Below are 26,352 nucleotides of genomic sequence, written 5' to 3' on the forward strand. Positions count from 1 at the left end.
AAAATGTAATTCTGTTTAATATTATGGATATGGTTAAGCATAATTTTGATTTATGTACTAAATTGCTGTGTTGTTAAATGAAATTTTGCTTTCTTGAGATTTTAATCTCCAAATCTATTTAGAAATACACAATATTTTGTTGCAGGCTTGCTGGAGAATCCATTTGCTATCATAAAAATTACAAAAAAATTTTATTTGTTTCAATTATTTTAGGATTGGTATTAAGGACGCTTAAATTATTTATCGGGTCACTACGCATCATTGTGATTGAGACGATCCACGATATGAAATATTCATAGTACTATCGATAATTTATTTGAAAATTCATAAGAAAAGGAAACGTTACATAAATTGCTGAAACAACACAAACACAGATAAAGCCACACACATTTAGGACATGGGTCGTGATTACTGAATATTGAGTAAGATCACGGAATTTCTGACAGGAGCATGTCTTCAACTCAGCCCAAATGGCAGTTGTAATACTTGAACCGCCCCATATGCAGGAGCGGATCATTCATTGTTTGTTTGGTTGCCTTTGCCAATATGGGAGTCCAAGGTTTCAGGTAAGCTTCGCAAATGAGGGCGCCAACGATTTTAAGGATTTCTGGGTCTATGCCCGAAGTGTCGAAATCCTTGGTATCAAGCACGTGAAAGCTTACCGGATAGTCTTTGGCGGCTTTTTCAAAAAAAGTCTTTATATCCAGCATGCTACCCTGGCTTCCATCTCCTGGGACGGTGAGAATAAAGCGCGCCTTCGTACCAGGACGCACTGTCTCCACGACACTGTGGAAAAAGTCAGTGGCGTTAACAACATGCACGTCGAACCCGAACCTTTCCTGCAGAACGCAAAGCCCGTAAGCGTGCGGGACGAGTAGGCCAGATCCTGAGGCTATGAAATAAAGGGGGGTATCACTCTTGAAGTCTTCAGCAAATGCCTCTCCAGCCAACACAGACTTCCTTGCAGCATGGAATAATGCCACCGGTAGCGCTTTCAGGGATGAAGTTAGGGCTGGCATAAAGCTCCAACTTTCCTTGATTTCCAAAATACCGCCAGTAAATGACGCCATTAGCATGTAGGTAGCCTGGAAAGCCTGGGTTGTTTCCCCGCTGAAAAACGCACTGTGATCATATGAGGCGAGCGGAGTGTCTTGGGACTTTGTAAAGACGACTGTTTTACAAGGTTTGTTTTTCAGGCGCTTCGCTGCTTCTACAGTTTCTGGAGTTTTCCCAGACTTTGAAGACAGGACAATCAATGTGTCTGGAGCATCAGCGATTGATGGGTTGGCTTTCATTAGTTCCACGAATCTCGAAGCGGCGTAGCTAATGAAGCGGAGGTTTTGCGCAACCTCGTCAGTATACGCATTCAAGCTTTTTCCGATTGCCAACCCAGCACCAGCAGATACGAAGAACACCTGCCTCAGTCCAGTGGCGGCTACACGGCGCCCGGCGTCTGCGACATTTTCAAGCTGCCTGATTGTAGGGTCGAGTTGTTGAGCGATCTCGGCTGATCCGATTGAGAGGGGTGCATACAGCATGTCCATCGATTTGGTGTATCGAGATTGGTTATGAAATTCAGATGCTAGTGTAATGTATTGGTAATTAGGGAAGATATAATAGGAAGCAAGGCTATTTATCCTTTTCTGAAAGAGCAAAATGGCGTCACCGCGAGCGTCACGCGCATTCCGTTCTTGCTGTAAAGCGTTGTTTGGTACACTTTTGACTAGCGAGGCTTGGCGTGTCGGAGTATCTATTCAAAAGTCGTTAATGGCTGCGGATCAAGAAAAAGTTGGAATAGAAACAGAATACCGGCGAAATTCAGGCCCGGTTGCCATGTCCCACGCGCCGAAATAAGCCACCAAAATAGAAAATAAAAACTGACTCAGATACTTACGTCATGTCTTGCGCACTGATTTGAAAAATCTCAATATAAACAAAGACGGCCACAAGAAAAAACCAAAACACCGATATTCATTAATCTTATCTAGTTTCTCAAAAAAATTCATATCTTCCACACGTGAAAATGCCAATTTCTCAGACCTACCTCGGCTCTGCGAAGGCCCCCGCTGGTATCAAAAGTTTTTACTTCATCCGACATGGCGCGACCGACCTCAACGAGAAAGAAATTGTCGTGAACGGTGAGAAGCTCTGGGGCGTGCAGGGTTCCGGAACGAACATCGGTCTCAACGCGAAAGGGGAACGCCAGGCTCTGTTGGCCGGCAATGTTCTTCGGTCGCTTCCAATAAGCGGTGTTGTCTGTTCACCGCTTTTACGTGCACTTCAGACTGCCTACATCGCTAATCCGGGCTGCCCCAGCTTCCAGATTGCAAATGATCTTCAGGAGCGGGATTTTGGTAGACACGAAGGGGGCTTCGGCCCGCTTCAAATGTTTGAGGACGACTATCCCGATTGTGAATCTACTGAAATCTTCTCAATCCGTGTCGCCAAGGCTCTCAAGCACGGATGTAGAGAAAACGTGCTTCTCGTCGGCCATGGAGGTGTACTCAGGGTTGTTGCGGCACTACTAGGGGCTGCTATAACTGACGAGCATACCGCCAACGGGCGTGTTCTACATTTCAGTCTGGTTGCTGACAACTGGTCTGTGCGTGTAATCCAAAGTCCTGTGGTTATGGTCAGTGGCGTAACTCGGGGCATAGGCAAGGCCATCGCAGAAGACCTTATCAGGCACGGCTATCGAGTAAGTCTGGGTGCGCGTAACATACAAGACCTGGTAGCAGCTTTTGGCGACGAGAACGAAGCTCTTCACTACGCACGTTTTGATGCACTGGATCATAGCTCGATGAAAGATTGGGTGGGCACGACCATCGCAAAATTTAACAGGATCGATGGCTTAGTAAACAATGCTGGCTGTGGCGATCATGTTGACCTCGAGAAAGAGATCAATGTTGAGCTGCTTCAAAAGCAATGGGATATCAACTGCGTGGCCCCTCTGATCATGACAAAGCTATGCTTGCCATATCTGATTGAATCTGGTTCTGGCCGTATCGTTAATCTCAACTCAATGTCTGGCCAGCGTGTAGCGAATTCTTTGGTTGGCTACAATATGACCAAGCATGGGCTGGCAGGCCTCACGAAAACAACTCAACATGTGGGATGGGACCATGGCGTGCGGGCCGTTGACATATGCCCCGGTTTCGTTGCGACTGACATGAGTTCTTGGACAAATTTGATTGGACCTGATGAGATGATCCAACCCGAGGATATAGCAAAGCTCGTTCGCGCAGCAATTGAACGTCCAAACCGTGCTTTTGTCCCCAAGAATGAGGTGCTATGCATGAAGGAATCTACCCGTTGATGTCCAACAGTCTCAGGGTTAATGTCTGTGTATCTTAAATAATGTGTCGATATCTTGTAATTTCAGATAGATTTGCAATGTGCGACGCAAAAATATTAAATAAATATTATTATTATCTATGTTTTAATCGAGATATTACAAGTATCATAATAAAACTATCCATTAAAAACGATTTAATACAAATAGCAGTCAATCATCGGATTTTAATATTTATTCATTGTAACGGATTACATAAAGAGCGAATAGAAAATACTGCACTAGATTAACGTATACTAATAAATGCGTCAAATATCTTTGCCAAGATCAAGCGGAGTGAGGGCCTCATATCCGGTCTCAGTTACTAGCACGGTATCCCCGAAGCGCGCTCCACCAATGCCATTGACATAGATGCCGGGCTCGACGCTGAGAACATTGCCTACCTTGAGCACGGTCTCAGCGCCGGCTTTAAGCTCAATCCCATCCCAATCTGAATATCCTATCCCGCGCCCAGTCCGGTGTAAGAACGGGTCTGTCCATCCACCTCTGTTCACTACAGCCACTGCAGCCGCATGGACCTCACCTGCCATCACTCCCGGACGTATCGCCGACAAAGCAGCCAACTGCGCGTCACGCGCTGTTTTTATAACCTTGCGAATATCACCCGACAAGGGTTTTGAACCAACAGGGAGAGGGCGGTCGAAACAGACTGCGTGCCCACGGAACAACTGACCGCATAAGCAAACTTGTGCATGTTCGCCGTCTTGCATTATCCGGCCGCCACCGGAAGTGTGGCATCTTGCTGTTCGATCGGCACCACTACCAACCATATTTAGTTGATGAGGCCAGAAACGTGGCAGCTCCTCATTTTCACCCAGCAATTGACCGTTTCTTTCAATGGCAGTCTGGACGCTAGCAAGGGTGACACGCCATTCACAAGTCCCGGGTGAAATAACTTGACGGCACTGCATGAATTGGTGACCTACAATGTCGCAGCTCTGCTTGATAGCTGCAATTCCTTCTGCATCCTTGCAGGCCCAGAGATCTTGCAAGAGCAATGTCACATCCCTGACCCGCTCCGCTCCAAACGTCCGCTTAATCAATTCGAGGTTTGAACCAGACGTATAGTTATAGTCCAAACCGATCGAGCCGGTGGTCAGGCTGATACACGCAGAGAGCGCATCCTGATGTGCCATAGGACCAGCTATTTTCCGTTCCCATTCAAACCACTCCGCGGCCACCTTGGTCTCGCATCGCGCCTTTATTTCTAACGCCTCACTACGGGGCGCGACAAAAATTGGTTTTCCAGATTGATGCATCACTAACCAGACTGTCCTGCCTACCGGCAGACCCCATAGCCCGGTAAAATAATTATGGAAGTCCGGACCAGACAAGACGATTACGTCGACCCCGGATTGCATCATCGCATTCTGCGCGCGTCGCACTCGATGGTGATATTGCTCTTGTGATGGCGAGTTTAGCTTGGACAGGTCCATTTTTGAATGCTGAAACTACTTCACAGGAAGCGTAGACTGTCTTTGCGTGGGCTGTTGGATGTAGGTTTGAGATAGGAGTTTGAGCTATTTATACCGTGTAGTAAGCGATACCAAATCATGTCCACGTCGAGCCCCTGATTTTAGTGCGGAATACGTTTCGTTGTCGGCCATTTCTGACTTAAATGACACTCGCGTCATTCGATGCGTCATGATTAATAAATTAGGAGAGAGCTGCATTATTGACCCAGTGCAATGTTTCGAGGAGCTGTAGTCCGCGATTTCTTTATCGCGTAGACAGTCAACCGACTTAAAATTATCGTCTGTTTCTGTACTTTATTAAAACTCATTAATTGTTGATTTTGTGATGACTGATGGCAGGATATATGCGGTTGTAATTCATTTTTATTGTCTAAATTTCTGTATTTGTTTGTTTGTTCGGTTGTAAATTTTTTTGGAAGCCCTAATCCAAGTGCATCATAGCCAGCTTGAAGGGAAGGGGGCAGCCTGCAAATTGACGGCGAATACTTCTGCTGGCGTAGGGTATCCGAGGCTCTTTTTGGGCTAGACATTGAGATCGCGTGTCAGGCGGTTGAGGGAAAGTTGCGATATGCCAACGAGGTCAGAGGTGGTTCGGTTTGTCTGAACAGTTTCGGGCGTTTCGTTAAGTGGATTTCCCCCTCGATTATGCCGCCACCATCATTGGTGCCAGCGCGTTGAAGTAGGCCTGATCCGGCGTCTGCCGGTCAAGGGATGAATGTGGGCGTCGGCTATTATAGAAGGTCAGATATCGGACAATGCCGACGCGGGCCTCGGACACGGTCTTGTAGGCATGGAGGTAGACTTCCTCGTATTTGATTGAACGCCAGAGCCGTTCGACGAACACGTTGTCCCGCCACGCACCCTTGCCATCCATCGAGATGGCGATTTCCGCCTGCGTATTTCGGGAGAACGGGACAGTCGTTTCAGTAAATCGCGGACAGTGGTTTCACTAATTCCGGGACAGCATGATGTGGTCGATTTTCGCCTGCCTGGTTGAAGTCATGAGAGATTGATTTCTCCGTTTTCAGCGCCGGTCAAGTGGGATGGTGTTTTTTGCCGTCGCATGCTGTCGCCTTCAAGGGCAATGCGGTGCGCATTGTGGATGATCCGATCGAGGATTGCGTCTGCTATTGTCGGTTCTCCTATCATGTCGTGCCACTGGGCGACGGGAAGCTGCGCGGTGATGAGCGTCGATTTCCGGCGATAGCGTTCCTCGAAGATTTCCAACAAGTCGAGGCGCTGTTGATCGGTGAGCGTGTGCGTTCCCCAGTCGTCGAGGATCAGCAACGGGACGCGGGCGAGTTTATCGACCAGCCGTGGAAAGCGACCGTCGAGCCTGGCAAGGCTAAGGTCTTCGAACAGACGCGGCATGCGCAGATACAGGATGGAATGATCGAGCCGGGCAGCTTGGCGACCGAAGGCGCAGGCAAGCCAGGTTTTTCCCGTGCCGGTCTGGCCTGTGATGATCATATTCTCATGCGCCTTCAGCCATGCCCCTTGCGCAAGCGACAAAGTGTTGCGGCGGTCGAGACCACGATGAGCGGCAAAGTCGATGTTCTCGATGCAGGCATCGGGAAAGCGGAGCTTTGAAGCTGCAAGCCGGTTGGTCAGGCGCTTGTCGGATCGCAGAGCCGTTTCCCGATCAAGCATCAGGCCAAGCCACTCGTCACGGCTGAGATCGCTGCTGTTGTTCTGAGCGGCAAGTTCGCGATAGGCCGTTGCCATTCCGGCAAGGCCAAGGGCCTGCATCTGTTCAAGAGTTGGATGTGTCAGCATGGGTCTTTCCTTTTCCTTCACTGGTAATAGGAGCCACCGCGGATGTTGGTGTGCGGCGGGGTGGGTTTTGCCGAATCGATCTGGGGTTTGGTCCGATCGAGACCGGATTTGAGAATGGCGGCGACAGAGGAATAGGTGATGGAGTTTATGACCAGCGCCCGCTCACAAGCCGCTTCCAGGCGATCCGTCTCATAACGGCGGGCAAGGGACAGAATGCCGAAAGCCGAGCGATATCCCTGTTCGGGATGAGGACGATCGCGCATCACCCGCTCGACCAGAATGGCAGTGTTCACCCCGATCCTTGCGGCTTGGTTCAAAAGTGATGCCGGCGTCGTGTTGGCATAACGCTGGTGGGATTTGGGCATGTGCTCGTTGATTGTGACATGCCCGGATCGCTGAGAACGCCTGATATGGCTGGCAATCCGCTTGTGATCGAGGAATATCTCGACCACCCGATGGGTAAGACGCACATCAACTTGTCGGCCGATCAAGCGATGCGGCACAGAGTAGAATGTCTTGTCGACTTCGACGTGGTAATCGGGATGGACCTTTGCCGATTTCCATTCCGCATAGTCGAATGGCGTCGCTGGCAGCGGCGCAAGCGCCTTTCTCTCCACCTCCTCGAACAGATCTCGGCGCGACTTGCCGATATGGCGCATCGGGCGGTTGTTCAAGTCGTCAAGCAGAACCGAGATCGCGGCGTTTAGATCAGACACGCTGAAGAAGCGCCGGTTTCTGAGGCGAGCCAGTATCCAACGCTCGACGATCAGCACGGCGCCTTCGACCTTGGCTTTGTCACGCGGCTTGCGGCTTCTGGTCGGCAGGATGGTCGTATCATAATGTTCGGCCATGGCAGCGAAGGTGGCGTTGAGCGTGGGCTCGAACCACAGAGCCTTGGCAACGCCTGCCTTCAGATTGTCGCACACGATCGCCTTCGGGACGCCGCCGAAGAAGCTCAGTGCGCGTTCCTGACCCTCGATCCAGTCCGGCAGTTTCTGGCTGAAGCTGGCATAAGCGAATGTCAGTGACGAGGCGGGAAGCATCGCCACGAAGATTTGCGCAGAGTGGATGACGCCGGTCGAAGGGTCGGTGATGGGGATGGTGTGGCCGGCGTAATCCGTCTGCATCACCGCGCCCGCCTCATGGCGGTTGCGGAAGGTTGCGTGAGCGCGGCGTTCGAAGGCGGCAAAACGGTCGCAGAACCATGTGTAGCCGTAGCCGTCGGGATGGCTCGCCCTGTATTCCTGCCACAGCAGCGTCAGCGTCACACCCTTGCGCTTCAGCTCGGCAGAAACGGACCGCCAATCCGGCTCGACCAGGTCTTGTGGCGGTCGACCAACCCGCCGGAAGAGATGTCGCTCCAGCGCGGCATCGTCATCGAGACCCGCAGGTAACGGCCAGACCGAAAGGCCGGTCTCCTTCGCTCGCAGCAGATACGTCGCCACAGAGGTTTTGCTGATCTTCAGGCGTTCCGAAACGGCGCGAACCGAAAGGCCCTGTTCATGCGTCAGCCGCAGTATCGATCGAATGTCTTTCACTGTCGTTCGTCTCGCTTGCTTCCGTCTTGGCATGGCCCCTCTCAACCGATGATGAGGAGGCAATCTGCCAGAACGGCGCTTGCGAAAATCGACCTAAATCTGCATCCGAGACTGTCTCGGAATTAGCGGAATCGCTGTCCCGTATTTACTGAAATCGCTGTCCGCGAATTACCGGAAGCGCTGTCCCGAGATTAGTGAAACACGCATTCCGCCTTCTTCAGCACCGCCGTGAAGTCCACCGAGGTAAATTGCGAGCCTTGGTCGGTATTGAATATGTCGGGTTTGCCATAAAGGGCCAGCGCTTCCTCGACCGCTTCGATGCAGAAGGCTGCTTCCATCGTGATCGACAATCGCCACGACAAAACCCTCCGGCTAAACCAGTCCACGACGGCGCAGAGATAGACAAAGCCGCGAGCCATCGGAATATATGTCAGGTCCATCGCCCAGACCTGGTTGGGCCTTGTGACCGCCAGTTTGCGCAGAAGATAGGGATAGATTTTGTGCCCAGGTGCCGGTTTGGATGTGTTCGGGCGGCGGTAGATAGCTTCGATGCCCATCTTCTTCATCAGTGTGGCGATGTGCAACCGCCCAGCTTCCAGCCCTTCTCCCCTCAAGAGCCCTTGCAACATTCGACTTCCGGCAAACGGGTAGTCGAGATGCAGTTGGTCGATCCGGCGCATCAGGGCAAGATCGCCGTCAGGCACTGGACGAGGCAGATAATAGACACTGCCACGGCTGAAGCCGAGAAGCTTGGCCTGGCGCACGACGGATAGCTTATGCTGGCGGTCGATCATTTCTTTCCGCCCAGCAATCCCGCCTTGCCGAGCGCACCGGATAAAAAATCATTCTCCAGCGTCAGCTCCCCGATCTTGGCGTGCAGCGTTTTGACATCGACGGTTGGACCCGCCGGTTCCGTCTTCGCTTCATCGCCAAAAACGCCTGTCGCCCCCTCAAGGAGCTGCTCTTTCCACTGCTTGATCTGGTTGGCGTGCACGTCAAACTGCTGGGACAGTTCCACCAGCGTCTGCTCGCCTCGAATGGCGGCGAGCGCCACTTTTGCCTTGAAAGCCGGGCTGTGGTTCCGGCGCGGTCGTCTCGTCATGGTATCTCCTGTTCCCGGCATCTAAGCCGAAGTCAGGCAGAAATTCCACTTATCCCCCCTGTACAGATTTCCCGAGCCAGCTCTGCTTCCGGGACCTCGCGCGTTTGACGACCGGATCGAGCGCTTCGAACTTCTTGTCGAAGTAGGTTGATTGCTATTGGCGATGATAGTTGGTCACGGCGGTGATGTGCCTGTGCTGGATATGAAGGTAGGCATAGCCGGTGAAGCCGAAATGGTCGGCGATGTCCGCCAGCCCGGTCTTCAGGATGCACTCATCGCCTTCGATCGCGGCAAGATCAGTCAGCTTGTCCAGCCAGTGCTGCATTCTTCATCTCCATATGAGTGTTGTCGGCATCTTTGCGGTAAACTATCCGCGCCGACAGTCCGCAGCTCCCCAATGGCGTTTAAAAGGCATTATCCATTTACCCCTTTGTCTGTTTAGGTTGAAATTTCTGCGCCAGAAGCAGGAGGATGACGGACACGGCAACCATGCATGTCGAGATTGCCGCAATTGTTGGATCGACCTGGTCACGCAAAGCGTTGAACATCTTCCTGTTGAGTGTTCCGCCTGTGCCTGTCGAGATGAACATCGCTACGATCACCTCGTCGAGGGAAACATAGAACGCAAACAGGGCTGAGGTGATGACCGAGAATTTGATCTGAGGCAGCGTCACTGTGAAGAATGCCCGGACGCGAGATGCGCCAAGGCTTCTTGCGGCCATCTCCTGGTTCAAATCGTAGGACGTCAGGCCGGCCGTTACGACGATGAACACAAATGGTATCGCCAGCATGGTGTGAGCCAGAACCAGGCCGAACGTCGTGTTGACCAAACCCAGTCTGGAAAAAACGAAGAGTGACCCGATGGCCACCAAGATGCTCGGTACAGACAGTGGAAGTATGAAAAGTCCGGAAAGTGGCGTTCTGAATCTCGCAGTGCCGACCCAGGTCCCGTAAGCGGCTGCGGTACCGATTGTCGTTGCAAAGATTGAAGTTAGAAAAGCTGCCCGCAAGGACACGAGCGTTGCCCGCATCCATTCGGAGGATCCGAAATAGTTCTGGTACCATTTCAACGACAGGGCTTTCGGCGGAAACTCTAGATACTGCGAATCCGAGAAGGACATTGGAATGACGATCAGTGTCGGGACCAGTAGAAATATGAGGCCCAAGGCGCCGATCGCATACAGCCATAGGCGGTCAACGTTTCTGATCTGCGTAGGTGTAACCGTTCGTGTGAACCAATTCATTTCGATCCCCCAAACCGATTTCTGCTCCAGTAGGCCAAGCCAAGAAGCACGGCTGTAACCAGAATAAGAACTACGCCCAGAGCGCTCGCCGCGCCCCAGCTTGAGTAAATGCGAACGTTTGCGTCGATCCGCATTGCGACCATGATTACTTTTCCTCCGCCGAGAACCGCGGGAGTGACGTAAAAGCCAAGGCAAAGCACAAACACAATCAGCGCGCCTGACGAAAGGCCAGGCAAGGAGAGGGGGAAGAAAACGTCCCGGAATGCTCTGGACGGTTTGGCGCCGAGATTGGAGGCGGCGTACATGAGATTGGCATCCACCGCCTTCATGGATCCGTATAGAGGCAGAATAAGAAACGGCAGCATCACCTGGACCATGCCGATCAAAGTCCCCGTAAGGTTGTTCGCCAATGGAAGCGGATCGGTGACAACACCGAGGTGCACGAGTGTATTGTTAATAATCCCTTTGCTCTGGAGAAGGGCGAGCCAGGCATAGGTTCTCACCAGGACCGGCGTCCACAGGGGCATAAGGACGCCGAGCATAACGATGCCGGCCACACTTGCGGGCAGCTGAGACAGGAGATAGGCGTGGGGATAACCGATTATGACGACGATCGCCGTCGTCAGAAATGCGACGATGAATGTTGTGGCGAAAATCCTTCCATAAATGCCGCTCTCGAATAGCCTGGTGTAATTCTCAAAACTGAAACCTCCGTCTTCGCCAACGAAAGACAGGTACGTCATGACCCCGAGCGGGACCAGAAGTGCGACAAGTAGTACCAGCGTTGCGGGCAGGGTCAGGCCAACCAGCTTTCGCGCTTCCTTTCGCTGGTCGGTCCGCAAAGCCCTGCGATTGAGTTCGCTGCGATCAGGATATTCTGGAGTTACAAAAGAGGTTGTCATCGTCTCATTCTCCCGCCACGATCCGGGTTTCGCTAGGGTGAAGGCCGAGAATGATTTGATCATTGACGTGGGGAAGAATGGATCTATTGCTTTCCCGCAGGTTTCGACGGACCTGTATCAGATCGCCTGTCGTCAGTTTGACCTGTATCAGGCAGCTCTCTCCTTGGAACAAGATCTTCTCAACGGTCCCATCAAAGGAATTGTAGGAGGAACGATCTTCGTCACGAATGAAATCAAGCTTCTCTGGACGAAGCACGAGCAGATGGCGAGCGACACCTTCCTTGTTGGCCGTTGGCGCCACTATCTGCTTGCCGTGAAAGGAGAACGACGTTCCGTCGTGATCGAGCGCGAGGAAGGAGGATTCGCCCATAAACGATGCGACGAACTCGGAGTTTGGCTCGGAGTAGAGAGTCTCTGAGGTATCGACCTGGGCAATCTTGCCATTCCGCAGTACGGCAATGCGGTCTGACATCGTCAAAGCCTCCCGCTGATCATGCGTCACAAGAACCGTGGTCATGCCGAGTTGCTCATGCATGTTGCGCAACTCCAATTGCATGAGCTCCCGGAGGTTCTTGTCGAGCGCAGATAGCGGCTCGTCCATGAGGAGGATTTTCGGTTTGAAGACGATCGCCCGAGCGAGAGCAATCCGTTGCCGTTGGCCGCCCGAGAGTTCGGAAATCTTTCTGTGTCCGTAACCACCCAGCTGGACCGTTTCAAGTACGCCTTGAACTTTGGATTTTATCGTCGCTCGATCTTCACCTCGGATTTTCAAAGGATATCCGATGTTCGCTTCGACGCTCATGTGCGGGAAAAGCGCATAGTTTTGGAACATCATCCCCACCCGCCGAAGATGAGGTGCCTTTAAGACCACCTCCTCTTCCCCAAACTTCAAAGATCCGAGATCAGGGCGTATGAAGCCGGCGAGCGTCATAAGGAGCGTCGTCTTGCCAGATCCGGAAGGACCCAGCAATGTCAGGAATTCCCCACTTTTGATATGGAGATTGATGTCCGACAGAACTTGAAGAGCGCCGTAAGATTTTGTTACGCCCGCGACCGTAATCGGAAGCGAAGACGGTTGTAGTCTGTCGTTGGTAGATTCTGATTTTGTTTGCATGTTCGATCCTTCATCGGGACAACTGCGCATCTTCATTCGACTGGCTATTCGGCTGCCACAAAGTGCGGCGAATGAAGCTGGAGACCCAGCCCTTTGGAATAAAGGGCTGGACAGGGTCAGCAGTCAGCGTGAGCGGACGTTGTCGTAAGCTTCCGAGGCCCACTTTGCGTACTTCGCCCAGAAATTCGGATCGACTGAGTACTGGACAGCGACATTTTCCGGAGCGGACGCCATCGTCGCCATCTTTTCAGGCGTATACTTCGCCAGGTCATACGCCTTCATGTTTGCCGGAGCCGTTGCGAACGAGTTCGGAAGATCCTTCTGATACTCGGCTTTAGACATTTCCTTCAAAAAGCGCATGGCTGCATCGCGATGCGGAGCGCCTTTCACAACGGCATAACCGTCGGTACCGAGCTGCGCGTCGTTGAAGGTGTAGGCAAAGCTCGCACCATCGTTGATCGCACCCTGTACGCGACCGCCCCAGGTGATGATCATGTCCACTTCGCCGTCCTTGATCAGCTGCGCTGCTTGTGCACCGCTTTCCCACCACACGGACACACTTGGCGCGAGCTCTGTCAGCTTGGCGATAGATGCCTTGCGGCCTTCTTCGGTCGAGAGAAACTCGTAAACCTTGTCACGAGGGGTCCCCAATGCCAATGCTGCGGCTTCGATCATGCCCACCGGCTGGTTCCAGAGAGCCCGCTTGCCCGGGAATTTCTTGACGTCGAAGAAGTCAGCCATCGATTTCGGGCCGTTGTCGCCGTAAGTTTTCTTGTTCCAGGCGATGAGTGTCGAGTAATTGCTGTTGGCCACGAAGTTGTCTGTGACAGAGCCCGGGGGGAAGTCAGCTTTGTTGACGACGTCAGGATCCAGCTTCTCAAGGACACCAGCGGCCTTTGCCTGCGGTTCGTCAGCAATACCAATCTGGATTATATCCCAGGTCACGGAACCAGATTCGACCTGTGCGCGGGCCTCAGCCCAATTCTGAAAAGTGTCTTGGGTGTAAGTAATATTTAGAGCTTTGGCCGCAGGCGCCCAAAGCGCCTTGTCCTGCGCTTCCTGCCATCCGCCACCCGATGACGCAATCACAACGTCAGCTGCGAAAGCGGCTGAATACGTGCCGAGAGCCAGGATGGTCGACACGGCGGCTGCGACTTGGATCAATCTTGTCTTTCTCATTTTCATTCCCCTTTGTTCATAAAGGCGCCATTCGTTTTGAGTACACTGCACACCGGGCGTCGATCGGAGAACAGCCGTCTAGACCACCAGAGCAGACGTGCTTATGCAGCTCGGCCGACGGCAGTTTTCGATTTCGCTTCAAGCTGAAATTGCGTAATCAAAGTGGTAAGGGTGTCGGCCTCTGCAGCCAGCTCAAGGCTCGCAGCTGTCACTTCCTCCACCATCGCAGCGTTCTGCTGGGCAATGTGATCAATATGGTTGATCGTTGCATTGACTTCCTGCAGCGCACCAGACTGGTCGTGGCTTGCGCGTGCAATCATTTCGACATGCTGACTGATAATGGCGGTCTGCGCGCTGATCTTCGCCAAAACCGTGCCGGTTTCCTGGACCGACTGCGAACCAGAGCCGACTTCACTCGTTGATCTGTTGATCAGATCCTTGATTTCTTGAGCAGCAGCAGCCGAGCGCTGCGCCAATTCACGGACTTCCATAGCGACGACCGCGAAGCCCTTGCCGGCTTCACCGGCACGGGCGGCTTCGATACCGGCGTTGAGCGCCAGCAAGTTGGTCTGGAAGGTGATCTCATCAATGACGCCGATAATCTGCTCGATGTGACGCGATGCGCTCTCGATGCGCTCCATTGCATCTATAGCGTTCCTGACAACGCCCGCCGAAAGGTCAGCGCTTTGCTTTGCCTCCTGAACGATCTGTTCAACATCCCTGACGCGTTCGGCTGAGGAACGGACGGTGGCTGTAATCTTGTCCACTGCCGCTGCAGTTTCTTCAAGCGAAGCTGCCTGCTGTTCAGTACGCTTGGCAAGATCTGCGGCCGATTGGGCGCCAACGGCAGAGATGCTGATAACAAAAGGGAATACGAAAAGAAGTACTTTTGCGCGGATGCTGTAACGTGACAACAATTTGTCCACTGCAGAGCAGGAAAGTGGTGCCCGTCTCGCTATAAACCCGGATATAGCGCCCGTAACCGATCTCAAACTTCTCATTCCCATCCCCTCCCTGAAAGCGAGCATCACGCTCCGCCCATATCCTGACCGAACTTTTCTCTTTGGCGGATAGCGGCCCCGGTACCCGTAGGGTCCGGGTTACCCTTCGCCGCTCAACTGAGTCTTCACTGGGTAGGCACCTGACTGATCCGGATCAGGCTTCGGTCCGCCGTAAGTGAGCGCGCATGCGCCACCTGCATCCACCCTTGCCGGACCAGCCAGGATTAGTCTGAAAAAGGCATCTCCGAAAACACCCATGGCAAGCTTCCTGTCTCGGCATTCTCACAGCCTGTCGGTTCTGGCGCGCTTGCCTTTACCGTCGTTGCAGCCACCACCGCCTTCAGACGAAGCGGTCGGTAATTGTCGATGAGATCGGGCATTTCCTTGCCCGCGTCTTTGCAAGCTTTTGTCACTCCATCTCCTGGCTGATTTCGTTGCTTCAGCTTCATCTGCTGCGGAATGTCCCGCTCAGTTTCTCTCCGGCTGCCGCCGTCGAATTCCGGCGGCAGCCAAGTTGCCTTGGGAGGCACGAACGAAGAAAGGATCAATCACCGTCTGTCGACGGCTGTGCGAGAATGGCAATCGCGCCCGGCGTCCCGGCTGCCTTTCGACGTCGCAGCGTGAATGCCATGCCAATCATGATCACCGTGCAGGTCACGCCGAGCAGCAGTGCGGAAACAGCCGCTGATTCAGGGCTGGTATTGAAGCGAATGCCTTCCCAGAGCTTTCGTGGCAGTGTCTTGACGGAAAGGTCACTCAGGAAGATCGATGCGACCGATTCATCGAATGACAGCAGCATTGCTAGAAGACCGCCGATGGCGAGGCCGGGAAGCAACAAGGGGAAGACAACGGTGCGAAAGACGCGCCATGGATTTGCACCAAGGCTTGCCGCCGCGAGTGACAGCGCCGGATCGATTGAGCTGTAGGTTGCTGAGGCGACCAGATAAACAACCGGGAAAATCAGCACGGTATGCGCAAGGATGATACCCATCTCAGTATCTACCAACCCCACTCGCGCGAAGGTCAAATACGCCCCCAGCGCGAAGACAACGGCCGGTACACTAAGCGGCGACTGCACAAGTGCCTCCAGAGCGCCTTGAAACCAAAAGCGGCGCCCACCAAAGCCCAGCACGGCAAGGATTGCGAGAAGAAGGCTGAGGATGCAGGTGGCAATCCCGATCCGGAGACTGGTCAGAGCTGCGCCCATCCATTCGGAGCTGCCGAGGATCGTTTCGAACCAGCGTAGCGAAAAGCCGGGAGGCGGGAAAATGAGGACATCCGCCGAACTGAAACTGACAGGGAAGAGAATGAGCAGTGGAAGCAAGATGTACGACGATATCAACACTAGGTATATCGCTGGCACAACCGCGCTTCCCGCTCTCCACAATGATGACAGTCCGGGATTTGCTTTCGGCAACGCTACCGATCGGCGAAGCAGAGAGGTGTCCGGCTTTTCCTCTGAATGTCCCTGAGAGGTAATAGAAAGTGGGGCAGGGCGCTGCCAACGCGACAGGAAGCGGGCGACCATCGTCAGTGCTGTGACCACGATCGTCGCAACGATGGCAAGCGTTATGCCAAGGGCCGCGGCCATGGCCCAATCCGCACCCGTCTCGATCTCCGATTGGATAACCTGTGCAAGCATTTGCTGCCTTTGGTTACCCAAAAGTGCCGGCGCTATGAAGCTCGCGATCGTGAAAAGGAAGGTGATGATGACGCCCGATTGAATGCCACGGATCGACAGCGGAACAACCACTCCCAGCCAGGCGCGTAGCGGGTTAGCGCCAAGTGTATTTGCTGCGAGCAGAATACGTCCGTCGATACGTCGTAGGACTGTGACGAGCGAGAAAACCATCATTGGAATGGAGGAATGCACGAGCGCCAGCACAACAGCAGGCTCGCTGAACAACAATGGGAGCGGCTCTGAGATGAGGCCAAGACTGAGCAGTGTTCCGTTGACAAGGCCGCGCTGGCCGAGGATCGCGATCCAGGCGAACGTGCGCACCAGAACACTCGTCAGAAAAGGAACAAGCACCAACAATCCGAGAAGGAGCGCCTTTATACCGGTTGCCCGGCTGAGGAACCATGCAAGCGGATACGAGATCACCAGTGTTATTGCGGTCGCTTCAAGGCTTATGCGTACGGTCGTCCAGGTAATTTTAAGATAGACTGAGCCTGCGAATATGCGCATGAAGCGCGCCACAGCGTCGCCGCCAAAGGCTTGTGGCACTATTGCGAGCAGTGGAATGAAGAAGGCGAGGAGCAAGAGCACGAAAACGGGCACCAGCAGTAAAGTTTGACCCCGGTTCGCAAGTAAATTCTGTTTCATTGTGTTACTCCTCGCCGCCTGAACTTATTGCATGATGTACGTGGCCCACTCGGCCTTCACCGAGTCGTAGTTGTCGTTCCACCACTTCGAGTTGAGAACGGCGCTTACTTTGGCGTTAGCCGGGTAGCTTGGCAGATCCTTGGCAACAGCCGGGTCAAGGAGTCTCAGCGCATCGACGTTGGTCGGGCCGTATGCGATCACGCGCGTGAGTTCGGCCTGTTGTTCGGCTTGAGCGGCGAAATTGATGAACTTCATCGCTTCACCTGCATTCCGGGCACCCTTGGGTACTGCCCAGTATTCGGTATCGGCAAGGGCGCCTTCCCAGGTATAACCCCAATTTGCCCCTGCCTTGATGGCGTTCTTGATACGCCCTGTGCCAGCGTAAACCATGTCGGCCTCACCCTGCTGCATGAGAGCCTGGATGTCGGATGCGCCCTTGTAACCGATGACCTGATCTTTCACCCGGTCAATGACTTTCAAGGCGCGTTGCACGTCGAGAGGATAGAGATCGGCCGGCTTCACGCCGTCTCCCATCAGCGCAAATTCAAGAGAGTAGGTTGCATCAGACGGGAGGACACGCCGGGCCTTTACGCTCGGGTCAAAAAATTGAGCCGGAGTGACTTCGTTCGGAAACTTGTCCTTGTTCCATGCGAGGTTGGTCCCGAAAACCATGTAGCCAACGCCGTATTTGGTGCGGAAATTTTCCGGAATGTTATCGGCCTTTACGACCGAGTAATCGATCGGCTCAAGCAGGCCGTCCTTCACCTCACTCGCGAAGGCAGGGCTCTCGGCGGAGATCACGTCCCAGGTGACATTGCCGCTCTCTACCATGGCTTTGACCTTGGCATATCCGGTACCAGTGGTACCGGTTACCTTGACCCCACTCGCCTTGGCATACGGGTCGAAATAGGCCTTTGTCTGCGCTTCCTGAAAGGAACCTCCGTAAGAGGAGATAACGAGGTCGGCGGCAGATGCGGCGCCCGAAAGCATGATGACACCGGTGGCAGCAAGCAAAGTGGTCGAGATGCGCTTGAAGAATGTGGTCGAATTCATCGTTTTTCTCCTCTGGATGTCATGGGTTTTCCCACTTCAAAATTCCGCTTCAGGGTCATCCTTCTGTCGGAAGAATTGCGACGGACGCCGGCGGCCACTGCGCGATGACGGCCGCACCAGGAGTAAGGCTCCCGGCAAGATCATCTCCACGCATGACGTTGGCGAGCAGGGACTGCCCGTCGGATAGTTGCAAGGCGACACGCCAGCCAGCACCGAGGTAGGTCACATCCCGGATCGTGGCGGAAACGCCGAATGAGCTTTCTGTTGAAGGTTTCAATGGCGAGAGGATCGTCACGTTCTCGGGTCTGACGACGATATCGAACGGTCCGTCTGCCGGGGACGGCAGCGCCTGACGTGCACCGCCGATCTCATAACCCTTGCCTCCGTCCGTGCCACTTACCCGAAGGATCGAACATTCCCCGATGAAGCGTGCCACAAAGTGGTTGGACGGATGAGCGTAGATTGTCTCCGGGTCGGCGACCTGAAGCAGCTTTCCACCGGACATAATGCCGATCCGGTCAGCCATGGCCATCGCTTCCGATTGGTCATGGGTGACGTAGATAACCGTGATGCCAAGCTCATGCTGAATTCGCTTCAGTTCCTGCTGCATCTGGTCACGGAGCCGCCGGTCGAGGGCGCCAAGGGGTTCATCCATAAGGAGAATGGAAGGACTGAAAACCAGAGCTCGCGCGAGTGCAACACGTTGTTGCTGCCCCCCAGACATTTGTATTGGATATGACGCTCCGCGGTCGGTCAGATTAACCAGGCTGAGAGCGGCCTTAACCCTCTCTTCTCGTTCGCTGCGCCCAACACCGCGCATTCTAAGGGGGTACGCGACATTTTCAGCCGCGGTCAAATGCGGAAAAAGTGCATAGTTCTGGAAGACTACACCGATCTGCCGCCGATGTGGCGGCACGTCTGAAACAGGTGTACCCGACATCAGAACACGGCCCTCCGTCGTCCTTTCGAACCCCGCCAGCAGCATAAGGAGGGTTGTCTTCCCGGAACCGCTCGATCCGAGCAGGGCAAAGAATTCTCCCTGCGCGATATCCAGGCTGACCTTATCAACGGCAGTGACAGGACCATAGCGGCGCGTCACAGCCTGAAACGAGACGGCGGGTAGCGGCTGGTCGTTCATCACACGTCCCTACCAAGCTCGAATGGTGTCAGGACCTCATAACCACTGTCGGTGACAAGCACGGTGTCACCGAAACGGGCACCACCGATACCATCGACGTAGATCCCAGGTTCGACGCTGAGGACCATACCGGCTTGGAGTTGAACGGCGGAGTTCGCCTTGAGTTCAATGCCGTCCCAGTCGGAATATCCAATTCCCCGGCCCGTTCGATGCAAAAACGGGCTGTCCCAACCGCCCTGTTCAATAACGTCGACGGCGGCTGCATGGACCTCGCCAGCAGTGACGCCGGGTCGGATTTTCGCCAAAGCAGCTTCCTGAGCTCGACGAGCGAAATCGACTACCTTGCGAAGCTCAGCAGAGAGCGGCTTCGAACCGACGGCGATAGGTCGGTCGAAACAAACTCCGTAGCCTGCGAAGACTTGGCCACAAAGGCAGATCTGCACATTCTCGCCGTCATTCATGATCCTACCACCACCAGAGCAGTGGCAACGAGCAGTGCGTTCAGGACCACTTCCGACCATGTTCATCTGGTGCGGCCAGAATCTGGGCTGTTCCGCGTCGTTACCCAGAAACTCAGCGCTCCGCTTGATAGCAGCCGTAAGCGAGGCAAGCGTAACCTGCCATTCTGCGGCGCCAGGTGTGATGGCTTGACGAGCGGCGGCGTACTGATGCCCGACAATATCTGTCGCCCGACGAATACCATCGATGACGACAGCATTCTTGAGAGCAAGCTGATCACGCAAAAAGGATGTTGCATCCTTTATGCGTTCGGAGCCAAGAACCTGTCTCACCAGTTCGATGTTGGAAGCCCAGGTTGAGTTGAAGTCGACGCCGATCGCCTGAGCATGAGGTGCGATCTCGCCGATGTACTTCGCGAGAGCGTCCTGATGGGACATCGGCGCAGGTATCGGTTCTTCCCATTCGACCCATTCAGCTTCGACAGGTGTCGTGCATCTCGCTCTGATCTCCTTGGCTTCGCTGCGAGGGGAAACGAACGCCGGCTGTCCTTGCTGTTCAAACACCAGCCAGATCGGCCTGCCGATCGGAAGACCGTTCAGGCCGGTGAAGAAGCGCAGGTAATCGAAGCCGGAGATGGCAAGAATATCAATGGCGGCATGCTTCATCGCCGCCTGGGTGCGCTCAATGCGATTGCGATACTCCGCGTCGGATGGAAATTTCAGTTCTGACGTCTCAGGGTTTTGATACATTGCATTCCCCAACTTGTTATTTTGATACTCGCAAGCCTTAAATCGACTTGACGTTAAGCCGGTATCTCTCGTGTGATGGTGCGTGCGTGGCCGAATGCGCCACGTGTACCGCAGATGTGCGCCGCATATTGCGCTCCGTCGCTGGCGGCGTCCTTAAGCGATGCTCCAGTCAGCACGCGGCACACGAGCCGGCTGAGAAACGCGTCTCCAGCCCCAAGCGTGTCAACTGCATCGACCGGAACCGCAGGCGCAAAGAGCACATTGCCCTTGTGGCAAACCGTAGCGCCCCGAGCCCCTTGCGTTACAGTCACGAGCTCGACGCCTGCCGAAAGGGCCGTGTCCAGAACGTGTTTCACTTCATCATCGCTGGCATTCGATCTGGAGAACGCCGCCACCTTGACGTAGGGCAAGACGTCTGCGGCATAATCCAGACTGCGATCGGAGAAGTCGAAGGAGATCGCAACGCGCTCCCTGATCTCAGGGAGCTGACTATCAAGCTGGCTCGTTTCCCCGGTGTGAGCAAGGTCGAAGCCGGCCAGATATTCGAGATCGGCACTGTCGAGTTTGAACATCGAAACGCCTTTCTCGCACAGACCCCAGACGCGATTGTTGCCGTCGTCATCCATGTGCACCGTTGCGAAAGCGTTCGGCCCCTCCTTGACTCGCAGACGTGTGAGTTCAACACCCTCCGCCTGCAAGCTGGATCGAATGAGATCGCCATGGGAATCGGTGCCAATGACACCGAGATAAGCGGCACTTAGTCCACTGCGCTGGGCGTGGACGGCAAAGTTTACCGCGTTGCCGCCCGGGAACATGAGCTTCTGATTGAAATACCGGTCGACAACATTGTCACCCACGCCACAAACACGCATTTGACGACCTCAGTAAGTTGTTTTGAACATGTATCGGCGATCGTTTAGGTCGTGACCTGTGACGGCTTGATAGTGCTCGGCCAGTCGCCTAGACAATGTCGAAAGGAGAAGAGGCGTAATTTCCCCGCGCACCGACGCTGGAACGCCTGGAAGGCTATAGTCCTTCGAGTCCACGACACGGCAGCGCTGGGTGTTCTTGGTAAGAAATGTCTCGACCCGATCGATTATGGCGCGGGTATCGTCCTCGCCCTTGAACAGGAGGACAGGGGTATCAGGCTGAACGACTTCAAAAGCACCATGCAGGAACTCGTTGGCGTTGAACCACGAGGCGTGCTTCCACTGCATTTCCATGAGGTAGCACATGGCGAAGCCATAGCCGGCGCCCTGATTGGGACCAGCGGAGAGCACATAGGTGAGGGGTTCGGAACCGAAGGCGACCGCCGTTTCGTGAAGATTAGCCTCAGCTTCTTCGATCGCCTTTTCAAAAGCAGCAGGAACGGCCGCATAAGCCTGTTCGATTGCCGCATAGTCGAGTTCGGCGCCGGTTTCTCGAAGGAGGGCCGTCACCACCATGCCGACGAGCAATTGCTTCGGCGCCAGAATGGTCCGGTCGCTATTGTAGGTAAACACGTCATCGCACTCGGCAGCGAGCGGTGTCGTCTCATTCTTGGTAAATCCGATGACACGGGCGCCGACTGAACGGCAATGGCGAGCTGCCTCGATCGTTTCTTTCGTCGTACCATTATGTGAGGCGACGAGAACGACGGAATCTGCGGAGAGCAGTGCCGGCGAACGGCGGTTGAACTCTTCACTGTTGAAGTGGAAGGTCGGGATTTTCGCGCTGCGATCGCACCTGTAGGCAGCCGCCGAGAAGTCATTGTACGAACCGCCGCAGCCGATCAGGAAAATATTTCGCGCGCCCTTTGCAGCCGCTTTGACAACCTCTGCGATCCTTTCTCGCTGGGTCAGGGCCGCTTCGATGGTGCTGCGGAATTCGGGATCGGGAGAGACGAGATTTGGGTAGTTGGTCATCATGCTTCGCTTTCTGAGTTGAGACTGTGAGCGCGCTCTCATGTGACACCGGTCTCACAATTTTGGGCGTGCTGTCAAGTGTTTTGTTAGATACTCATTCTCTGCTATTGACGATGGGACGAGCGAAAATGCGGACAATCAAATGAAGACAAGTGAACGCGCGAACTCTCAGCCGACAGTGAGCGACGTTGCGCGCGCAGCCGGGGTTTCGCGCGCAACGGCAGCGCGGGTGCTGGGCGGATATGGGTACGCCGGATCGGAGGCGCGCGAACTGGTTCTCGATGCGGCCAAACGGCTGGCTTATCAACCGAACCAACTCGCTCGAAGTATGGCGACCGGCCGCACCAAGACCATCGGTGTGGTGGTTGCCGATATCGAGAACCTGTATTTTGCAAGGGCTATCCGGGCGATTACGGATACTGCGAACGCGAACGGTTTCGATGTCGTTTTGGCAAACACCGACGAAAATGTTGAGCTCGAGCGCTCCGCAGTCCGGGTCATGCTGGCCAAACGAGTTGATGGATTGATTGTCTCACCAGCGTCAAGCGTCGACGTCGATCATCTCGTTGAAGCGCGTAACTTGGGTTGCCCGTTCGTACTTCTCGACAGGCGTGTGCCTGTTCTAAAGGCGGATACGGTTGCGATCGATAACTTTCCGGCGGCTCGTGAGGCGGTAGGGACGTTCGTCAGGTCAGGCCACAAGCGCATCGCGTTGGTCTCAAATTCAAGATTTGAAGGTGGTCAGAAGTATCTGACGTCACCCGTTCGCGAGCGCTTGGAGGGCTACAAGGCTGCGCTTCACGACGCGGGAATCCAGAACGACCCAAAGCTTGCCCTCTTCGGCGGCGGCAATAATGAACAGCTTGCGCAAAAGCTGCGCAAGCTTTGCCAAAGCGATGAGCGCCCAACCGCATTCCTGGCGGTGACAAGCGCGGTAGCCTTGGTGATCCTTGGTGTTTTAAGAGACGTTGGCCTGAGCGTTCCCGATGACGTGTCTCTGATATGCTTTGAGAATGCGGATTGGACGGTTGCCGTTACTCCTCCCCTGACCGTCATCGCGCAACCGATAAAAGAACTGGCATCAGCGGTGACCGAACGACTCATTGCTCGGCTTCAGGGCGATCTAAAGAGCCAGGCCAAAGAGACCCTGCTTTCGGCGACGCTGATTAGCCGTGGCTCGGTTAGCATCCCGCAGCTTTTCGAAAGCAGGGGACGCGACACGGGTAATACGCCGCCGTCCACCTCCTGATCCTTGCACAATTGATTGCTCGCAAGCCGACGCTTGAACACTCTTGACAACAAGGTGAGAGCGGTCCCATATGAGAGCGGTATCAGTTTGCGATCACATCGCGTTCAATGATCCGAAGTTCAACTCTCCCGCCTGCGCTTACCCAGAACGGGAATATCAATCCGAAGGTGATTAAATGAAACTGCAAGGCAAAACCGCCGTCGTCACAGGCGCTGGCCGCGGCATTGGGCGTGCGACCGCCCTGGAGCTGGCCAAGGAAGGCTGCAATGTCGTCCTGGCTGCGATCGAACTCAACGAAGTCGAGGCAGTAGCTGCCGAGATCCGCGCAATCGGCCCCGAGGCACTGGCCGTGCGGACCGATGTGCAGCATAAATCCGAGGTAGATGCCTTGGCGAAAGCGGCGTTCGACCGGTTCGGCGCAGTCGATATTCTCGTGAACAACGCCGGCGTGGCGATCCATAACACCATCCCGAACATCAAGGAAGCTGATTGGGACTGGATGATGGCCATCAACCTAAAGGGCACGTTCCTATGCACACAAGCATTCTTCCAGCACATGTGCGATCGGCGTCATGGCCATATTATTAACGTCGTTTCGCGTGCTGGTAAGGTCGCCTCCGCCAAGTTCGGCGCTTACGCTGCTTCGAAATTTGGAATGCTTGGATTCACCCAGACCACGGACCAGGAAGGTATTGAGTTCGGCGTTAAGGCAACGGCGGTTTGCCCAGGTGCCGTTGATACCCAGCAGCGCTCCGATAATCACATCGATGACCGTTCGCAACTGCTCCAGCCCGAGGACGTTGCAGAGTACATTGCGTTCATCGTCACCAGGCACGACCGCGTCTACATCGGTGAAGTGTCACCGATCGCACAGCAACTAAAACCACTTCCGGGCAGCGGCTGGCTCAAGCCAGGCATTTAAATATTCTGGCGTCGTAGGGTAATCAGATGTCCGTTCATACCACCATTCAAGCTGTGACAGGCCGCATAGCGGCACGAAGCGCGCAATCGCGTCAAAATTATCTTGAGCTTATCGAGGCGCAGAGAAAGGGTGGCGTACATCGTTCCGCGCTGTCTTGTGGCAACCTGGCTCACGGCTTCGCCGCATGCTCGTCGTCCGAAAAGGCGATGCTGAGCGGATCGGAAGCACTGAATCTTGGCATTGTCACCTCCTATAATGACATGTTGAGCGCCCATCAGCCCTACGGCACCTATCCGGACATCATCAAGGCTGCAGCCCACGCGGTGGGCGCGACTGCGCAGATCGCTGGTGGTGTGCCGGCAATGTGTGACGGGGTCACGCAGGGGCAGCCTGGAATGGACTTATCGTTATTTAGCCGTGACGTGATCGCGATGTCCACCGCGATCGCGCTCAGCCATAATATGTTCGATGCTGCGGTATACCTTGGGGTCTGCGACAAGATCGTTCCAGGGCTTCTTATCGGAGCGCTGTCCTTCGGCCATCTTCCTGCGGTCTTTGTACCGGCAGGCCCCATGACATCGGGCCTCTCGAATGATGAGAAAGCGCGCATTCGCCAGCTTTCATCGGAGGGTAAGATCGACCGCGCGCGGTTGCTCGACGCCGAGGCGAAGTCTTATCATTCGCCTGGCACATGCACCTTCTACGGCACTGCGAACTCCAACCAGATGCTCATGGAAATTATGGGGCTTCATATCCCGGGTTCGAGCTTCGTCAACGCGAACACATCCTTGCGCGAAGCCCTCACCCGTGAGGCAACTCGTCGTGCGCTTTCGCTGACAGCCGGAGGAAAAAACTATACACCGATCGGTCACATCATCGATGAGAGGTCGATTGTAAACGGTATTGTGGGATTACTTTCGACCGGCGGCTCCACAAATCATACGCTTCACATCATCGCAATTGCACAAGCAGCCGGACTGCATGTCACCTGGCAAGACATGAGCGATCTCAGCGATGTTGTGCCACTTCTAGCGCGTGTCTATCCAAATGGCTCTGCCGACGTGAACCATTTCCACTCCGCCGGAGGCATGGGCTTTCTAATCCGCGAATTGATCGACGGCGGCTTCCTGCACGAGGACGTCGATACGATCTGGGGAAGAGGTCTTCGAAAATATGCGGTCACACCAGGGCTAGAGGGTAACGAGGTGGTGTTTCACCGGACATCCCTGGCGTCGAGTAATCCAAAGGTGCTTGCGCCGGTCAGCCACGCATTCTCCCCGAACGGTGGATTGAAGTTGCTGTCGGGCAATATTGGCAAGTCAGTCATCAAGGTCTCTGCCGTCAAGCCGGAGAACCGCGTCATCGAAGCGCCAGCACGTGTATTCCATGCTCAGGAAGAGCTTCAGCAAGCGTTCCGCAACGGTGAACTCGATGGCGATCTTATTGCCGTCGTCCGGTTCCAGGGGCCGAGATCAATCGGCATGCCCGAACTCCACAAACTCACTCCGGCGCTTGGTGTATTGCAAGATCGAGGCTTCAAGGTTGCATTGGTCACCGACGGACGGATGTCGGGTGCCTCGGGCAAGGTTCCGGCCGCGATCCATATCACGCCGGAAGCTTCGGATGGCGGTGCTATTGCCAAAATTCGCGATGGCGACCTCATTAAGCTGGATGCCAACGTGGGCACATTGACTTTCCTCGGAGATGAGGAGGAGTTCCACGCGCGTCCGGCCATAAGCCACGATCTTCGGTCGCAACAGCATGGCACTGGTCGCGAGCTTTTCGCTCGCTGTCGATCGTTGGTCAGCTCAGCTGATCAAGGCGCCAGTATTCTCGGTAGCTTTTAGTCGAATTCACGAGGAGGAAAAC

At 54.4% G+C, this 26,352-nt stretch carries 19 protein-coding genes and 4 pseudogenes; 4 read left to right on the plus strand and 19 right to left on the minus strand.

What is annotated here, in order from left to right; all coding sequences use genetic code 11:
* Positions 1-461: 461 nt before the first annotated feature.
* Positions 462-1,655 (minus strand): SIS domain-containing protein, encoded by a 1,194-nt coding sequence (locus G6L97_RS27870; RefSeq protein WP_174004734.1) that lies wholly within the window; start codon positions 1,653-1,655, stop codon positions 462-464.
* 368 nt (positions 1,656-2,023) lie between these two features.
* On the opposite strand from G6L97_RS27870, the gene G6L97_RS27875 reads away from it, so the two are divergent.
* Positions 2,024-3,316 (plus strand): SDR family NAD(P)-dependent oxidoreductase, encoded by a 1,293-nt coding sequence (locus tag G6L97_RS27875; RefSeq protein WP_174004736.1) that lies wholly within the window; start codon positions 2,024-2,026, stop codon positions 3,314-3,316.
* A 284-nt stretch (positions 3,317-3,600) separates the two neighbouring features.
* Here G6L97_RS27875 and G6L97_RS27880 read toward each other — a convergent pair whose 3' ends face one another.
* The 18 genes and pseudogenes from G6L97_RS27880 to G6L97_RS27965 form a co-directional block, all read right to left on the minus strand.
* Positions 3,601-4,788, minus strand: coding sequence for a M24 family metallopeptidase (locus tag G6L97_RS27880; protein ID WP_172690594.1), 1,188 nt, complete (start codon positions 4,786-4,788; stop codon positions 3,601-3,603).
* Positions 4,789-5,470: 682 nt separating this feature from the next.
* A pseudogene (locus G6L97_RS27885) lies at positions 5,471-5,719 on the minus strand (integrase core domain-containing protein); the annotation flags it as partial.
* Between the two features lie 107 nt (positions 5,720-5,826).
* Positions 5,827-6,603 carry an IS21-like element helper ATPase IstB gene (istB, locus tag G6L97_RS27890; protein ID WP_174004807.1) on the minus strand — a complete coding sequence of 259 codons (777 nt, stop codon included), beginning with the start codon at positions 6,601-6,603 and terminating at the stop codon, positions 5,827-5,829.
* Between the two features lie 17 nt (positions 6,604-6,620).
* Positions 6,621-8,174 carry an IS21 family transposase gene (gene istA / locus G6L97_RS27895; RefSeq protein ID WP_174004805.1) on the minus strand — a complete coding sequence of 518 codons (1,554 nt, stop codon included), beginning with the start codon at positions 8,172-8,174 and terminating at the stop codon, positions 6,621-6,623.
* Between the two features lie 173 nt (positions 8,175-8,347).
* Positions 8,348-9,243 (minus strand): annotated as a pseudogene (locus G6L97_RS27900) (IS3 family transposase); the annotation flags it as partial.
* 67 nt (positions 9,244-9,310) lie between these two features.
* Positions 9,311-9,568, minus strand: a pseudogene (locus tag G6L97_RS27905) (autoinducer binding domain-containing protein); the annotation flags it as partial.
* 97 nt (positions 9,569-9,665) lie between these two features.
* On the minus strand, positions 9,666-10,487 hold the full coding sequence (locus tag G6L97_RS27910) for an ABC transporter permease (protein WP_172690595.1): 822 nt from the start codon (positions 10,485-10,487) through the stop codon (positions 9,666-9,668).
* Positions 10,484-11,389: an ABC transporter permease gene (locus G6L97_RS27915; RefSeq protein ID WP_172690676.1), complete on the minus strand. Its 906-nt coding sequence runs from the start codon at positions 11,387-11,389 to the stop codon at positions 10,484-10,486. Before G6L97_RS27915 ends, G6L97_RS27910 begins: the two co-directional genes overlap by 4 nt.
* A 4-nt stretch (positions 11,390-11,393) precedes the next feature.
* Positions 11,394-12,503: an ABC transporter ATP-binding protein gene (locus G6L97_RS27920; RefSeq protein ID WP_172690677.1), complete on the minus strand. Its 1,110-nt coding sequence runs from the start codon at positions 12,501-12,503 to the stop codon at positions 11,394-11,396.
* Between the two features lie 123 nt (positions 12,504-12,626).
* The gene (locus tag G6L97_RS27925) at positions 12,627-13,682 is read right to left on the minus strand and encodes an ABC transporter substrate-binding protein (RefSeq protein WP_172690724.1); all 1,056 of its coding nucleotides are present in this window, start codon (positions 13,680-13,682) and stop codon (positions 12,627-12,629) included.
* A gap of 101 nt (positions 13,683-13,783) precedes the next feature.
* A pseudogene (locus G6L97_RS27930) lies at positions 13,784-14,521 on the minus strand (methyl-accepting chemotaxis protein); the annotation flags it as partial.
* Between the two features lie 386 nt (positions 14,522-14,907).
* Positions 14,908-15,096 carry a hypothetical protein gene (locus G6L97_RS27935; protein ID WP_174004576.1) on the minus strand — a complete coding sequence of 63 codons (189 nt, stop codon included), beginning with the start codon at positions 15,094-15,096 and terminating at the stop codon, positions 14,908-14,910.
* 131 nt (positions 15,097-15,227) lie between these two features.
* A complete protein-coding gene (locus tag G6L97_RS27940; RefSeq protein WP_172690598.1) occupies positions 15,228-17,009 on the minus strand; it encodes an ABC transporter permease subunit in 1,782 nt (593 codons plus the stop codon).
* Between the two features lie 24 nt (positions 17,010-17,033).
* Entirely contained in the window at positions 17,034-18,062 is a 1,029-nt protein-coding gene (locus tag G6L97_RS27945) for an ABC transporter substrate-binding protein (RefSeq protein WP_172690599.1), read from the minus strand.
* A gap of 55 nt (positions 18,063-18,117) precedes the next feature.
* On the minus strand, positions 18,118-19,200 hold the full coding sequence (locus G6L97_RS27950) for an ABC transporter ATP-binding protein (protein ID WP_172690600.1): 1,083 nt from the start codon (positions 19,198-19,200) through the stop codon (positions 18,118-18,120).
* Positions 19,200-20,408: a M24 family metallopeptidase gene (locus tag G6L97_RS27955; protein ID WP_172690601.1), complete on the minus strand. Its 1,209-nt coding sequence runs from the start codon at positions 20,406-20,408 to the stop codon at positions 19,200-19,202. Before G6L97_RS27955 ends, G6L97_RS27950 begins: the two co-directional genes overlap by 1 nt.
* A gap of 53 nt (positions 20,409-20,461) precedes the next feature.
* Positions 20,462-21,280, minus strand: a complete 819-nt coding sequence (locus tag G6L97_RS27960; protein ID WP_174004578.1) for a fructoselysine 6-kinase — start codon at positions 21,278-21,280, stop codon at positions 20,462-20,464.
* A gap of 9 nt (positions 21,281-21,289) precedes the next feature.
* Positions 21,290-22,315, minus strand: a complete 1,026-nt coding sequence (locus G6L97_RS27965; protein ID WP_234887807.1) for an SIS domain-containing protein — start codon at positions 22,313-22,315, stop codon at positions 21,290-21,292.
* Between the two features lie 139 nt (positions 22,316-22,454).
* Here G6L97_RS27965 and G6L97_RS27970 point away from each other — a divergent pair, with 139 nt between their 5' ends.
* From G6L97_RS27970 to edd, 3 genes are all read left to right on the plus strand, one after another.
* A complete protein-coding gene (locus tag G6L97_RS27970; protein ID WP_172690603.1) occupies positions 22,455-23,561 on the plus strand; it encodes a LacI family DNA-binding transcriptional regulator in 1,107 nt (368 codons plus the stop codon).
* A 175-nt stretch (positions 23,562-23,736) separates the two neighbouring features.
* Positions 23,737-24,483, plus strand: a complete 747-nt coding sequence (locus tag G6L97_RS27975; RefSeq protein ID WP_172690604.1) for an SDR family oxidoreductase — start codon at positions 23,737-23,739, stop codon at positions 24,481-24,483.
* 26 nt (positions 24,484-24,509) lie between these two features.
* Positions 24,510-26,330, plus strand: a complete 1,821-nt coding sequence (gene edd, locus G6L97_RS27980) for a phosphogluconate dehydratase (protein ID WP_172690605.1) — start codon at positions 24,510-24,512, stop codon at positions 26,328-26,330.
* Positions 26,331-26,352 lie beyond the last annotated feature (22 nt).

Origin of the sequence: Agrobacterium tumefaciens (genome assembly GCF_013318015.2) — a bacterium.
In the GTDB taxonomy this organism is placed as follows: domain Bacteria; phylum Pseudomonadota; class Alphaproteobacteria; order Rhizobiales; family Rhizobiaceae; genus Agrobacterium; species Agrobacterium tumefaciens.